The sequence below is a fragment of the Flavobacterium cupriresistens genome (genome assembly GCF_020911925.1).
GTDB lineage: Bacteria > Bacteroidota > Bacteroidia > Flavobacteriales > Flavobacteriaceae > Flavobacterium > Flavobacterium cupriresistens.
In genome coordinates this window covers 3,616,499-3,631,817 of record NZ_CP087134.1, presented here as the reverse complement: position 1 = coordinate 3,631,817, position 15,319 = coordinate 3,616,499, and the positions used below count along the sequence as shown (strand labels likewise).

Sequence of the window (15,319 nt, the reverse complement as noted above, 5' to 3'; positions counted from 1 at the left end):
TCTGAATGTTTCGAAAAATAAAAATAGTTATTGTTCTACTCCTTTGTTTTAGCCTGCAAAGCCTCTGCGCGCAGGATACGAAACAAAAAAAAGACAGTACCGAAATATATACCAAAATTCGAAACTATTCTAAAAAAAACAAATTTACCAAAACGTTACACAAACTCTTTTTCAGAACCAGCAAACCCCGAAAAAAAGAAACGGAACCGGTAGAAAAAGACACCACTGATTACAATGGTAAAATCATTCGAAAAATAACAATTGTTACTTTAGATCCCTTTGGACATTCTGTTTCAGACACCACTGCTATGCCTCGGAATTGGGGAGAAAGAACCGGTAACAGGCTTCATTTAAAAACAAAAAAAATAGCCATTTACAATTTATTGCTATTAAAAAGGAATGCGCCTTATGATTCCTATAAAATGCAGGAATCGGAACGTATCATACGATCGCAACGGTATGTAACTGCTGTGAAAATTTCAAACAAATTAGCCGGCAAAGCATCAGATTCTATCGATGTTACCATCCGCGTTTTAGATTCGTGGAGTACTATTCCGAGATTTTCAATTTCGAGCAGTCGGGTTGGTATCGGATTAAAAGAAAAGGACTTCTTCGGAACGGGACAGCAATTAGATTACAAGTTCACAAATCGTTTTGCCGATGGTGCAGATGGGCATGATGGAACCTATACTATACCTAATATTGCACGCACTTTTGTCAGCACTGTACTCAAATACAATATAGACTTTGACAATAACTATAACAAAAGCATTGATGTGGAACGTGCTTTCTATTCCCCTTTAACCAAATGGGCTGGCGGTGTTTACTTAGGTGAAAGTTATAAAAAAGACAGTTTGCAGGGGCCGGATCTAAAATTTGCTTTTCAGCCCTTTAAATACCGTTTTCAGGATTTTTGGGTCGGAAATGCTTCAAAAGTTTTTGAAGATGAACATCATGGAATAACCAATCTGATTGTCTCTACACGTTTCCTTAATATTGATTACAAAGAAAGTCCAACTATTGAATACGACTCTATTAATTTTTATTCTAATGAAAAACTCTTTTTAGGCGGAATCGGATTTAACACCCGAAAATTCGTTAAGGACAGTTATATCTTTAGAAATGGGCGGACAGAAGACATTCCTATTGGGCGAATTTATGGTATCACCTTCGGTTATCAATACAAAAACACCATTTGGCGCCCTTATCTGGGTGCTCAATTTTCTTTTGGTAATTATTACAGATTAGGTTTCTTAAGTATGAATTTTGAGGCCGGTACATACTTTCATCAATCTAAAACCTATCAAACCTCAATATTGCTCGAGTCCAACTACTTTACAAAATTATACAGTATTGGTAATTGGAAATTAAGGCAATTTGTTAACCCACAATTGATATTGGGAATCAATCGGGCAGACAGTATGGGAGATCGCTTAAATTTAAACGAACAAAATGGATTAGCAGGCTTCAATGCCCCACTCTACGGAACAAGTAAAATGGTTTTGGCACTGCAAACCCAAACCTATTCTCCTTATGAACTTTTGGGTTTTCGTCTGAATCCGTTTTTTAATTACGCGATAGGTGTGCTCGGAAGCCAGAATGACGCCATGTTTAAAAATAAAGCGTACTCTAAATTGACTATAGGTTTATTGATTAGCAATGACTATTTGGTTTTCAGTTCCTTTCAATTATCACTATCCTACTACCCTACTATCCCGATGCAAGGCGATAATCTATTCAAAACCAATACCTTTGAAACCACTGATTATGGTGGTTTACAGAGTTTTGAACTCGCCAAACCAAGAATTGTAAAGTATAAATAGCCTACAAGCTCCTATTTTGCATTTTACTTTGCGTTGAACTTTTTTTTAGATTTTTTTTCAAATTCGCAACACTTTAAAAATCAAATACTTTACAAATCATTAACAAAATAATATCGATAAAAAGCATCATTTATCGGTTAAAATGCATTTTGTTTTTATTTTTGGCACAGTATATGAATATTGCCTATTAGAGTTAAAATTAACAAAAAACTAAAAAAATGAAAACAGTTAAAATAGCAATCGCAGGATTATTACTTTTGGTTGCAAACGCCACGCAAGCCCAGGTATCTATAAATGTTAACATAGGATCTCCACCAGCATGGGGCCCTGCAGGTTATGAACAAACAGAGTACTATTACTTACCCGACATTGAAGCTTATTATGATGTAAGAGCCTCGCAATTTATTTGTTATGGAGGAGGAAGATGGTCAAGAGTAAACCGTTTACCAAGACAATATCGCAACTACGATTTATACGACGGGTATAAAGTAGTATTAACAGATTATCACGGTAGAACTCCTTACACTTACTTTAACAGACACAAAGTAAGATATTATAAAGGATATCACGGAGCGCCACAAAGAAGTTGTAGACCAAGACCGGTTTACGGTTATAATGACAATCACAGAAATCACAAAAACTATGATAAACATTATAAGAAACGTGACAGAGATGATGACGACGACGACGATGATGATGACCACGATCACGATCGCAGACATGATGGTCCTTACCGCCCGGGAAGAAGGTAATTCTTTCCTAAATAAAAAGAGAGTATCAGAATCCTGATACTCTCTTTTTGTCTGTTTTAATAGCAAAAAAATCAACCGTTAACATTTCATTTGCACTATCTTCAATAATATAATTAGTATTTTTGAACTTCTTTCAAAAAACACCTAAACCAACCATGCGAAAAATACAGATACAAATTCTTCTTCTTTTTTTAGTCGGAACTTCCATTTCTTTTGCACAACAACCACAGAAACCAAATGCCGTAGAAATTTACAATCAAATCAAGAAATTAAACTTTCTGGGATCTGTATTGTATCTGGCTGCACATCCTGATGACGAAAACACCCGTCTGATCTCTTATTTCGCTAATGAAATGAATGCCAGAACCGGATATTTGTCCTTAACCCGTGGTGATGGAGGTCAAAATCTAATTGGTCCTCAATTACGTGAATTGTTAGGTGTTATAAGAACTCAGGAATTAATTGAAGCAAGAAAAGTAGATGGTGGAGAGCAATTTTTCTCCAGAGCGAATGACTTTGGCTACTCAAAAAATCCTGAGGAAACTTTGCATATTTGGGACAAAGACAAGGTTTTGGCCGATGTTATCTGGACGATCAGAAAATTCCAGCCGGATGTAATTATCAATCGATTTGATCACCGCACACCCGGTTCAACACATGGGCATCATACTTCGTCTGCTATGTTAAGTGTTGAAAGTTTTAAATTGACCAATGACCCCAAAATATATCCTGAACAACTAAAATATGTGAAGCCTTGGCAGGTAAAACGCCAATACTTTAATACTTCATGGTGGTTTTATGGAAGTCAGGAAAATTTTGAAGCAGCCAATAAATCTAAATTTGCAACCTTAGAAACAGGTGTCTATTATACCGGAATTGGTAAATCAAATCAGGAAATTGCTGCCCTAAGTCGCAGTCGCCATCAATCACAAGGTTTTGGAAGTACAGGAGTTCGCGGAAATGAAACCGAATATTTAGAACTGATTAACGGAGAAGCTCCCAAAGATCCGAATGTATTGTTTGAAGGAATTGACACCAGCTGGAATCGCGTTAAAAACGGAAAACCTATCGGTGAACTGATTTCTAAAATTATAACCAACTACAATTTCAGCAACCCGTCGGCAAGCATACCGGATTTGGTAAAAGCGTACACGATGATTGAATCTTTAGAAGATGAGCACTGGAAAAGTGTAAAATCTGCTGCCATAAAAAATATTATTGCGTCTTCTGCCGGTTTATATCTGGAAGCAGCTGCAAGCGAACAGGAAGCTACTCCAGGAAGTATTGTTAAACTAAGTCTTGAAGCGATTAACCGATCTGCTGTAGAAATGGTACTGACAAGTGTAACGACTTTACCGGAACATAAAACTACGGTTCAAAACACGGTTCTAAAAAATAATAACGATCAAAAAATAAGCCTACAAACTCAACTTCCCGCCACAATCGAGTATACACAACCGTATTGGCTAAAAGAAAAAGCTTCAGAAGGAATCTATACCGTATCCAATCAGGAAAATATTGGAATTCCTGATATTATAAGAGAAGTAAAAGTTCTTTTTAATGTAAAAATTAGTAGTGTTGAGATTCCGTTTGAACGTACTGTTATTTACAAATACAATGACGGCGTAAAAGGTGAAATGTACAATTTTCTGGATATTGTGCCTGAAGCAACCACTTCAATCGTAGAAAAAGTGCTGATTTTTAAGGATACCAAAAGCAAATTGGTTCCGGTAAAAGTTCGTGCCGGAAAAGACAACATAAAAGGAAACGTACAATTAGAATTAGGGAAAGGCTGGTTGATTTCGCCAAACCAAATTTCATTTGCCTTAGAAAAAAAGGGAATGGAACAGACCTTTTATTTTGAAGTGACACCACCCGTTCAACCCGAAGAAGCCATTGCAAAAAGTGTCATTGCTATAGATAAAGAACGTTTTGACAAAAGCATAACGATCATTGATTACAGTCATATAACCAAACAAATGATCCTGAAGTCAGCGGAATCAAAATGCATCCGCATTGACTTAAAAACTTCAGGAGATGCCGTTGGATATATTATGGGAGCGGGTGATGAGGTTCCTGAAAGTCTTACACAAATGGGGTATAAAGTAACTCTTTTGAAACCTGAGGAAATTACACCTGAAAAACTAGATTCTTTTAATACAGTTATTACCGGAGTTCGTGCTTATAATACAGTCAATGCTCTAGCCAACAAGCAAAAAGTACTCTTTGAATTTGTAAAAAGCGGTAAAAATATGATTGTGCAATACAATACATATGGTAGACTAGTAACCGATCAACTTGCACCATACCCATTGAAAATATCAAATGACCGTGTAACAGAAGAAAATGCAAAAATCACATTTTTGGCGCCCAATCATCCTGTTTTAAACACCCCAAATAAAATCAGCACTAAAGATTTTGAAGGCTGGACACAAGAACAGGGTCTCTATTATCCGGATCAATATGACCCTGCCTTCACTCCTATTTTATCGTCACATGATAAAGGAGAGTCTGCTAAAAATGGAGCCTTATTAGTGGCACCATATGGAAAAGGATATTACATTTACACCGGTTTAAGCTTTTTTAGAGAATTACCTGAAGGTGTTGCGGGAGCATATCGTTTGCTTTCGAATATTATCTCATTGAAACAGCCTATTGAAGCTCCTAAACAGCAATTAAAGCAATAAATTTTCAAAAATGGAAGATAAAAAAACAAAAAAATGGAAAAAAAGCTACACCTACGTTTTGGTGGCCAATGCCATTTACATTCTGATTTTTCTCTTAATCATGCAATTATACTCATAACCTATGCAACTATTTGATTGGATCGTTCTAATTGTTACACTTTTATTTATTGTTGGATACGGCTCTTGGAAAACCAAAGGAAGTAAAAATGTCGAGGATTTTATTCTCGGCAACAATGAAACACCTTGGTATACCGTCGGACTTTCTGTAATGGCAACTCAGGCAAGCGCCATCACTTTCTTGTCAACACCCGGACAAGCGTATCATGACGGAATGGGTTTTGTACAGTTTTATTTTGGATTGCCAATTGCCATGATTGTCATTTGTGTGACTTTTATTCCGCTGTATCATAAAGCAAAAGTTTATACTGCCTACGAATTTCTGGAAAAGCGATTCGACCTTAAAACCAGATCTTTAGCGGCAATTCTTTTCCTTGTTCAAAGAGGTTTAGGAACCGGATTAACCATTTACGCACCGGCAATTATCTTATCGGCTCTTTTAGGCTGGAACCTGACCTTTATGAATGTTATCATTGGTTTGCTGGTAATTATTTATACGTTTTCCGGAGGTACAAAAGCGGTAAACGTAACTCAAAAACAACAAATGTTCGTCATTATGACTGGAATGTTTATCACCTTTTTCCTGATTTTACATTATCTCCCAAATGATATGACTTTCTCCAGTGCCATGCATATTGCCGGAGCAAATGATAAAATGAATATTGTAGATTTCTCTTTTAATCCTGAAGAAAAATATACGTTCTGGAGCGGGATTACAGGAGGTTTTTTCCTTGCACTTGCTTATTTTGGAACGGATCAATCACAGGTGGGGCGTTATCTATCCGGAAAATCAGTTCGCGAAAGTCAGATGGGACTAATAATGAACGGGCTTTTAAAAGTACCTATGCAATTCTTTATCCTGCTTACGGGAATTATGGTTTTTGTGTTCTTTCAATTTAATCCGGTTCCGTTAAATTTTAATCCAAACAATAAAATTGTAATCGAGAAATCGGCATTCAAAGAAGAGTATCATACGTTAGAGAAAAAATTAAACACGCTTTCTGATGATAAAAAAGTAATCAATCTATTATACATCGATCAGTTGAATCAGGATTATGATAACCCGATTCTGCGAAAAGAGTTGGTTGCTTTATCCAATAAGGAAAAAGACTTGCGTGACCGTGCCAAAGAAATCATTTCTAAGGCAGACAGTAACAGTGAAACGAATGATAAAGATTATGTGTTTTTTCATTTTATTCTTCACTATCTGCCAAAAGGCCTTATCGGATTATTATTAGCCGTAATTCTTTCGGCTGCCATGTCTTCAACCGCTTCCGGATTAAATGCATTGGCTTCAACAACTGCCATTGACATTTACAAACGAAACTTAAAAACCGAAAAATCAGAGAAACATTATCTGAATGCAACCAAATTTTTCACCCTTTTCTGGGGAATTATCGCCATACTTTTTGCCTGTGTGGGAACATTATTTGAAAACCTTATTCAGTTAGTAAATATTATTGGTTCTATTTTTTACGGAACGGTTTTAGGAATCTTTCTGGTTGGTTTTTACTTACGTCATGTTCAGGCAAAAGCCATGTTTTACAGTGCCATTATCAGTCAGATTACCATTTTTATCATCTATTATTTCATGATTCATATTTACCCGAGTGGTCAGGAAAAATTAGGGTATTTGTGGTTGAACTTTATCGGGGCAATTTTGACAATTGTTTTGGCTTTATTGATGCAATTATTTGTTTTTAAGCGAAATGAGCTTGAATTGAATGAGTTATAGATTTGTTTTTTCGTGAGCAAAATTTCACGCAGATTTAGCTGATTTGGCAGATTTTATTAATCGAAAACTGAGCTTGGATAATCTTAAATTTATTTTTTATGAAAATTGTATTCGGAAAATCACTCGTACTTATTTTGTTCTGTTTTTGTCTGCACGTTGAAGGTCAAAATGTAAAGGACACTATATTTGAAGATCATTCAATTTCAACAAAACTGTATACGAAATGCTTTGAAAATTTAAATCAAGGAGCGGTTATTTTTGAAAAATATCCAAATTTTAAGCGAACAAATATATGTTCCTTATCTTATTGTATGTTATTACTATCCTCTCCTGAAATAGATATACAATTGGCAGCCGAAGAGCTACTAAAGGGGATTGCTACACAACTTTATCGTGAGGGCAACCCCGTTTTTATGATCAGCGGTATGGAAAGCTACACTTCAGCAATGAGAGAAAATGAAAATTTAGAAGATAATAATCATCTGGTTTATATCAGTTATGGAGAATGCCAAAGTCCCTATTTTCTATCAAGAGGTGCCAATGTGATAAACAAAGAAACTTTTAGGCTAATAAATCAAAATAAACTTGTTTCAAAATCTAATGTCACACGTATTCCACAAACAGACTGAAATTAAGATAAAAAACAAATAGTCCTTAATTTCAAGGTTATTTTTCAACCTCAAAATCTCTATCTTTGAAAAACTAACCATTCCAAAAACGCCATTATGAAAGACTTAAAAAAATACAGCAACAAAACCAAAGCGGCTTTCATTCTGCTTATTGTCATGCTTCTTATTATTTTGAGTAATTTCAACACCTTACTAAACTCCAAAAATGTTAACGAAAACATTAATGCGATTTACAAAGATCGTTTAGTAGTAGCGCATTATATTTTTCAATACTCCAAAGAGCTTCATTTTATAAAAACAGAAGCCGAAAAATTAAACCTCAGCGATACCATCAAAAAGAATGAAATCGCAAGTACCTTAAAGATTATCCACACCATAGATGATCTGTATGCTAAAACAGTTCTAACACCGAAAGAAAAAACTTATTTTCAAGCCTTTCTAAATTCATGCGAGACCATCCATAAACAATCTCAAGCTAAAAACTGGATTCAAATTTCAAAAGCAAGCGATGAAGCTTTAAAAACGTTAGAATTACTCTCTCAAATTCAGATTACAGAAGGAAAGGAAAAATTAAAAGCCGCGAATGCCATGCATAGCGGTAATAATAGTCTTGGACAACTTCAGATAGCCTTACTTGTCATTTTGGGTGGGATTACTTTTTATCTGTTGATTATTAAGAAAAAGAAAACGGTAAAAATTCCTGAATCTCCTAGCTTGAATTAAACTTAGAGGGAGGGGGATTTTTTGTTTTTTTTGTTTCTTTTGTTTCAGGTTTCAGGTTTGAAGTTTCAGGTTTGAAGTTCCAGGTTTGAAGTTTGAAGTTTCAGGTTTCAGGTTTCGATATCCTAAGCCTCATCTTCGATTTAAGGCTTTCCAAGATCGTAAAGTTTATTCCTGATTTTTCTTTAAAGTTTTACCTTTTAAGACCTTTCCACTCACTTTTTGTCATTTCGAAGAATGAGAAATCACACAAGAAACTCCGTACAGTTTGTCATCCTGAGGAACGAAGGATCTACGTTTGCTGAATCGATACCGTTGCGCTTCACTTTACGGAGTTACTTGTGAAGATATTTCGTTCCTCACTATGACAAAATTGTGGAAAATAGAAACTCCGTACAGTTTATCATCCTCAGAAACGAAAAATCTACGTTTGCAGAATCGATACCGTTGAGCTTCACTTTACAGAATTACTTGTGAAGATACTTCGTTACTCAGTATGACAAAATTGTAAAAAATAGAAACCCCGTACAGTTTGTCCATCCTGAGGAACGAACAATCTACGTTTGCTGAATCGATACCGTTGAGCTTTAATTTACGGAATTACTTGTGAAGATATTTCGTTCCTCAGTATGACAAAATTGTGGAAAATAGAAACCCCGTACAGTTTGTCATCCTGAGGAACGAAGAATCTACGTTTGCTGAATCGATACCGTTGAGCTTCATTTTACGGAATTACCTGTGTGATTTCTCATTCTTCGAAATGACAAAATTGTGGAAAAATAAAAACCCCGTACAGTTTGTCATCCTGAGGAACGAAGGATCTACGTTTGCTAAATCGATACCGTTGCGCTTTACTTTACGGAGTTACTTGTTAAGATACTTCGTTCCTCAGTATGACAAAATTGTGGAAAATAGAAACCTCGTACAGTTTGTCATCCTGAGGAACGAAGGATCTACGTTTGCTAAATCGATACCGTTGAACTTCACTTTAAGGAATTACTTGTGAAGATACTTCGTTCCTTAGTATGACAAAATTGTAAAAAATAGAAACCCCGTACAGTTTATCATCCTGAGGAACGAAGAATCTACGTTTGCTGAATCGATACCGTTGAGCTTCACTCTACAGAATTACTTGTGAAGATACTTCGTTTCTCAGTATGACAAAATTGTAAAAAATAGAAACGGAGCAGCTAGTGCGATTTCTCATTCTTCGAAATGACAAGGTTGCAAGAAAAAATGCATGACTAAAAATAAAATACCATTAGCTAATCCATCCGACCAAAGAAAAATAGCACACAAAAAAACCATATTGCAAAGCAATTTAAACCACAAAAAAAAATCCCAAATCCCACTAAATTTGGAATTTGGAATTTTAAATATTTTGAAATTTTAAAAAAGATTCAAAGAATCTTTTTTTATCTGCTCCACTCTGTGATGCTGTCTTTGTTCATTTTTACGTAATCCTGATTCTTGGCCGTTTCAGCAGCTGCTAAAGAGGCTTTTGCTGTTTCAATTGCTCCTTTTTTATCGCCTTGTTTTGCCTGAATTAGTGATTTTAATCTTAAAATGTAATATGGTTTTTCAGCACTCATGTCCAATGATTTGTCCACATAAGTTCTGGCATCGGCAATATTTCCGTTTGACTGAAATGTATATTGCGCTGCATCAAAGTAATCTCCTGATGATGGTCCTGCCAATACTTTCTCGATACTTGCCGTAGCTGTTTTTGCAGTTGGAACTTCAAATTTTAAAGCAACATGTGAATTTTCCCATGCGATTTCCAGAAAACCGAAATTAGGATCTAAACCATTAATACCAATTGTAAAAGTTTCAACCGGTTTTGGCAAAGCATCTTCTTTCACTGTCGTTCTTAAGGCAACATAAGCATCGTTCCAGTTTTCAGGCAATCCCCAGTTGTCAGTAGAAAGATAGAAAATCACTTCCCAGCTTTCTATTTTAGGAATCGTATAAATTGCATATTTCCCTTTTTTTAATGTTTTACCATCAATTACAACATCATCGCCGAAGTTAATGATCGTATTTTCATTAGCACCAGTTCTCCACAATTTTCCAAACGGAACTAAATTTCCAAATACAGCTCTACCTCTCGCTCCGGGTCTTGAATAGGTAACCTCAACATCGGTTAAACCAACCGTTTGTTTGATATAAGCTTTTGGACTTGCCTGTGGTGTTCTAACCTGTGCTTCTGAAGCAAAAGGAGCCATAAAAAGGGCTAATGCAATAAGTAGTTTTTTCATTGTTTTAGGTTTATTTGTTTTATTCAAATTTACAATTCAATCAGCTAACAAATGTTAAATTTTACATAATTCAAGCGCCTAATTGCGATATTTTTTCAGCATTTAATTCCTTGAAGTCATTGATAATTAAATCCGAAGCTGACAAATCCTGCATTTTAGAATGTGGGCTGTTGTAACCTACACAAAAGATGTCTGCACCTTTGGCAGCCAGCACACCATTAGTGCTGTCTTCAATCACAATACAGTTCTCTTTCGGTGCTTTTGAAAGGGATGCCGCATGCAAAAAAATAGCCGGATTGGGCTTTGATTGCGGGAAGTCTTCCCCACTCACAAGATCCGTAAAATACTGATGCAAATTAAATCGGCTAAAAACACGTTCAATGGTTACTTTCGATGCTGAAGATGCTAAAATTAACTGGATTCCGCTCGCATATAAATCTTTGATCAAATCTTCCACACCCTCCAACAGATACAAATCTTCTTTGGTATCGAAAGCATCGTTGAAAATTGTTCTTTTTCTTTGAATCAAATCCTCTACTTCCAGTGTTATAGTCGGGAAATGCCCTTTTAGCGTTTGAAACGTATTTCGTGTCGAAAATCCGGTAAACGAAGTATACATTTCTTCTGAAACCTCAATATCGAGCTCAGAAAATTGTTTGTAATAAGCGTAACGGTGAACGGGTTCCGTATCGACAATAACGCCGTCCATATCAAAAATTACTGTTTTTATCATTTTTTTTTAAGTCTCTGAGGTTCTGAGCTACTAAGGTTCTGAGTTTTTTAACTGTGTCTGTAAACTGTGTCTGCAAACTGTGTCTGCAAACTGTGTCTGTAAACTGTGTCTGTAAACTGTGTCTGCAAACTGCGACTGCAAACTGTGACTGCAAACTGCAACTGTAAACTGCGACTAAACTTTAGTAAGCAAATATCTAATCACCGTCTCGGCAGCATGAAGACCAAATAAACCGGGCATATAACTGTTGGTTCCGTAGAATGATTTTTTGAAGTTTTTTCCGTCTGTTAATTTCAAACTTTTCTCATCTTGAATTTCTGAAGAAAAAACAACTTTCAATTTATTGATTTTTGCTTCTTTCAAACGCTTGCGAATGGTTTTAGAAAAATAGCAATTTATGGTTTTAGAAATATCAGTAACTTTTACTTTCGAAGCTAACATTTTTCCACCAGCACCCATACTACTAATGATTTTTACTCTTTTTCGTTTTGCAGCAAATATTAAATTTAACTTCGGAGTAATACTGTCAATACAGTCCAGAACGTAGTCAAATTCAGGAGTAACAATTTCAAAAGCACGCTCAGGAGATAAAAATTCCTGAACTCGCGTCAGTTTTAATTCCGGATTAATATCCATCAAACGGTCTCCTACGATCTTTATTTTTGGCTCTCCAACTGTAGAATGCAAAGCCGGTAATTGTCTGTTTATATTGGTAATATCTACTACATCGCCATCCACAATGGTCATACTCCCCACACCTGCTCTGGCCAAAAACTCAGCTGCAAATGATCCCACACCACCTAAGCCAACTACCAAAACATTGGAGTTTTGCAAGTTTTCTAATCCTTCTTTGGTAAATAAAAGCTCGGCTCTTTCTGTCCACTCTGCCATATTATCTGTATTGTTTAAAAAATTAATATCTTTTGTTCTTTTGTTTCTTTTGTTTCAGGTTTCTTTTGTTTCAGGTTTCACGTTTCAGGTTTCAGGTTTTTTGGAAGACTGCTTTATAGTTGTTTGAAATGATTGCTTCCAGTTCCTTACTGTCTAAATTCTTGTATGCTGATGCAAGAGTATATACTTCCTGAATTGTTTCCTGAGTGGTGTCTGTTTCCAGGAAAAAACGATCGTTTGGGACTTGCTGGAAAACCGTTTTCAATTCAGAATTTCTGAGTAGGTACTTTCCAAACGAAATATAAAATCCTTCTTTAACAAGTTGGTTCGCGATCTGATTGTTTTTTGAAAAACCATGCACAATCATCGGAACAGTGATTTTCATTCTTTTTTTGATTGCAATCACTTCCTGAAAAGCAGCTACACAATGAATTACTACCGGTTTTCTGTATTTTTCTGCAAGAATCAATTGTTTTTCAAAAACTGTTATCTGCAAGTCCAACGGAACTTCTGTACGTTTGTCTAAACCACACTCCCCGACAGCCAGACAATTTTTAGTTTGCAATTTTTCTTCAACAATTTTCAGATCGCTTTCTAATCTGTCTTCCGTAATGTACCAAGGATGAATTCCAATGGAATAAAACGGAATGCTATCATCAAATTCTTGTGGATATTGATTGACCAATTCTAAGATATCAGATTGATTGGTAAACTGATGCGTATGAAAATTGAAGAATTCCATTAGTGAAAGGTTTTCACACCTGCTTTAATTTCAACCTTCAAATCATTCTCCAATGGAACAATCGGGCAAGAATATTTGTGATTATAGGCACAATACGGATTGTAGGCCTGATTGAAATCGATAGCAATTGTATTGCCTTTCGGAATTTCTAGGTCAATATATCTTCCTCCTATATAACTTTCTTTGCCACAGGTTAAATCTGAAAATGGCAAGAATAAATGATTCTTATACTCGGGATTTTTAGAGAGTTCTATATTTCGATACACATTCAATTGACATTGAACTCCATTTATCTTAAAAGTAACTGTTCCGTACTTAATGTATTTTGGTGTTCTTGTTCCGGTGGTTTTCATTTCAAAAACCTTTTCATTTACTGCTTTTTCAAAAACAGCATTCACAAAAAAGGCTTGATTTATTGGATAAAAATCTAAGGCTTTAAAAGTTTTAAGGTCCTCCGCCATTAACGGACTTGTCTTAGCGTCAGCGTATTCTGAATTAATTTTCTTCTGAAATTTTTCAGCATCGCTCTGCTTAAATTTCTTTTGGCTAAAACCTAAAGCACAGGTCAGCAACAAAACAAATGCAATATATTTTTTCATCTTTAAAATTTTATGCAAAAATAGTTTAAAAGTAACAAAGCAGCAACCGCTCTACGTTACAAAGTTTTCTAACTTTGTTGTAAATAACCAATTTACAATGCTCAAAACTGCTTTTACCCACTACATCAATAATTTTAAAGGATTTTCAAGAGAAATTTGGATACTTACACTAGTCACTTTTATTAATCGTGCCGGTACTATGGTGCTTCCCTTTTTATCAAAGTACTTAAAAGAGGACCTGCATTTTTCATACAATCAGGTAGGTTGGATTATGGTTTCATTTGGTTTAGGATCTATGTTAGGATCTTGGCTGGGAGGAAAATTATCCGACAAAATTGGGTTTTATAAAATCATGATTTTTAGTTTATTCACTAGTGGAGTATCACTCTTCTTTATTCAATATGTAACCACTTTCTGGGCACTCTGCGCTTCCATGTTTGTTCTAATGGTCATTGCAGATATGTTTAGGCCGGCTATGTTTGTTTCTTTAAGCGCTTACGCAAAACCGGAAAACAGAACCCGAGCCTTAACATTGGTTCGTTTAGCCGTAAATCTTGGCTTTGCTGCCGGACCCGCTTTAGGTGGTTTGATCATTATGGGAATCGGTTATTCAGGTTTGTTCTGGGTTGATGGAGCGTCTTGTATTGTTGCCATATTGATTTTTGCTTTATTGGTAAAAGAAAAGAAAAAAGTTCCACATAACGACAAAACTGAAAGTCCTGTGGCTATAAAATCTGTTTTTCATGATAAGATCTTTTGGGTTTTCTTATTTGTAAGCTTTGTAACAGGCATGATTTTCTTTCAGCTTTTTACGACCTTACCTTTATATCATAACGAAAAATTTAGTTTAACCGAATTCCAAACCGGTTTATTAATGACGTTAAACGGACTTATGATTTTTGCTTTTGAAATGCCAATAGTCGGTTTTATGGAGCGAAAAAGTTTCCCTAAAATAAAAATCATCTTACTGGGTTCACTTGTAATGTCTTTAAGTTTCTTCATGTTACTTATTAATGTTTGGGCCGGAATACTGGTCATTAGTATGATTTGCATCTCTATTGGAGAAATCTTAACCTTTCCATTCTCTAATGCTTTTGCTTTGAGTCGTGCTCCGCATGGTCAAGAAGGCCGCTATATGGCGCTTTATACCATGAGTTTTAGCTTGGCACATATTATGAGTTCCAAAATTGGTTTTGAAATTATTGCCAGACTGGGCTATCAAATAAACTGGTTTTTCATGGCTTCTATCGGAATCATCGCTACTCTTTGTTGTCTGTGGATCAAGAAAGCTTTGATTGACGAAAAGGTTTCTTAACTACGCATTCCGATTACAATAAACGCATTTTCAATTTAATAATACTAAATTGAGGCTTTTGCGTGCTTTAATTTTAACACATAGAGACATAGTTAGCAAAGCTTAAAAAGAAGTTTCACTTATAATAGATCATATAAACTATGTGAAAAAATCATGATTTTCTAAAAGCTTCTCAAATTGTAAATTCAAAATCTATGTTTCTATGTGTTAAAAAACATTTAGCTCAATTACGCTCTACAGGCTAATTTGAGAGGCTTTACAGCGCTTCAAACACAATTCAAACGTAAAAAATAGTTAAATAACTATTTTTATAGTTGC

The 15,319-nt window shown here is 35.4% G+C and carries 12 protein-coding genes; 7 read left to right on the top strand and 5 right to left on the bottom strand.

The window, feature by feature from the left end:
• Positions 1-5 precede the first annotated feature (5 nt).
• The 6 genes from LNP23_RS15440 (at position 6) to LNP23_RS15415 (ending at position 8,466) form a co-directional block, all read left to right on the top strand.
• Positions 6-1,823 carry a hypothetical protein gene (locus tag LNP23_RS15440; protein ID WP_230001869.1) on the top strand — a complete coding sequence of 606 codons (1,818 nt, stop codon included), beginning with the start codon at positions 6-8 and terminating at the stop codon, positions 1,821-1,823.
• A gap of 218 nt (positions 1,824-2,041) precedes the next feature.
• Positions 2,042-2,575, top strand: a complete 534-nt coding sequence (locus tag LNP23_RS15435) for a hypothetical protein (RefSeq protein WP_230001868.1) — start codon at positions 2,042-2,044, stop codon at positions 2,573-2,575.
• Positions 2,576-2,730: 155 nt separating this feature from the next.
• Entirely contained in the window at positions 2,731-5,262 is a 2,532-nt protein-coding gene (locus LNP23_RS15430) for a PIG-L family deacetylase (RefSeq protein WP_230001867.1), read from the top strand.
• A 121-nt stretch (positions 5,263-5,383) separates the two neighbouring features.
• On the top strand, positions 5,384-7,114 hold the full coding sequence (locus LNP23_RS15425; RefSeq protein ID WP_230001866.1) for a sodium:solute symporter family protein: 1,731 nt from the start codon (positions 5,384-5,386) through the stop codon (positions 7,112-7,114).
• A gap of 98 nt (positions 7,115-7,212) precedes the next feature.
• Positions 7,213-7,743, top strand: coding sequence for a hypothetical protein (locus LNP23_RS15420; protein ID WP_230001865.1), 531 nt, complete (start codon positions 7,213-7,215; stop codon positions 7,741-7,743).
• A 96-nt stretch (positions 7,744-7,839) separates the two neighbouring features.
• Entirely contained in the window at positions 7,840-8,466 is a 627-nt protein-coding gene (locus LNP23_RS15415; RefSeq protein ID WP_047779136.1) for an MCP four helix bundle domain-containing protein, read from the top strand.
• Between the two features lie 1,412 nt (positions 8,467-9,878).
• On the opposite strand, the gene LNP23_RS15410 is transcribed toward LNP23_RS15415, so the two are convergent.
• The 5 genes from LNP23_RS15410 to LNP23_RS15390 form a co-directional block, all read right to left on the bottom strand.
• Entirely contained in the window at positions 9,879-10,721 is an 843-nt protein-coding gene (locus tag LNP23_RS15410) for a DUF2911 domain-containing protein (protein ID WP_047779137.1), read from the bottom strand.
• A 70-nt stretch (positions 10,722-10,791) separates the two neighbouring features.
• On the bottom strand, positions 10,792-11,454 hold the full coding sequence (locus LNP23_RS15405; protein WP_230001864.1) for an HAD family hydrolase: 663 nt from the start codon (positions 11,452-11,454) through the stop codon (positions 10,792-10,794).
• Between the two features lie 174 nt (positions 11,455-11,628).
• On the bottom strand, positions 11,629-12,345 hold the full coding sequence (locus LNP23_RS15400) for a tRNA threonylcarbamoyladenosine dehydratase (protein ID WP_047779140.1): 717 nt from the start codon (positions 12,343-12,345) through the stop codon (positions 11,629-11,631).
• Positions 12,346-12,436: 91 nt separating this feature from the next.
• Entirely contained in the window at positions 12,437-13,087 is a 651-nt protein-coding gene (locus LNP23_RS15395) for a TatD family hydrolase (RefSeq protein WP_230001863.1), read from the bottom strand.
• A complete protein-coding gene (locus tag LNP23_RS15390; protein ID WP_230001862.1) occupies positions 13,087-13,686 on the bottom strand; it encodes a DUF1684 domain-containing protein in 600 nt (199 codons plus the stop codon). Before LNP23_RS15390 ends, LNP23_RS15395 begins: the two co-directional genes overlap by 1 nt.
• A 97-nt stretch (positions 13,687-13,783) precedes the next feature.
• On the opposite strand from LNP23_RS15390, the gene LNP23_RS15385 reads away from it, so the two are divergent.
• On the top strand, positions 13,784-15,001 hold the full coding sequence (locus LNP23_RS15385) for an MDR family MFS transporter (protein ID WP_230001861.1): 1,218 nt from the start codon (positions 13,784-13,786) through the stop codon (positions 14,999-15,001).
• Positions 15,002-15,319: the final 318 nt, after the last annotated feature.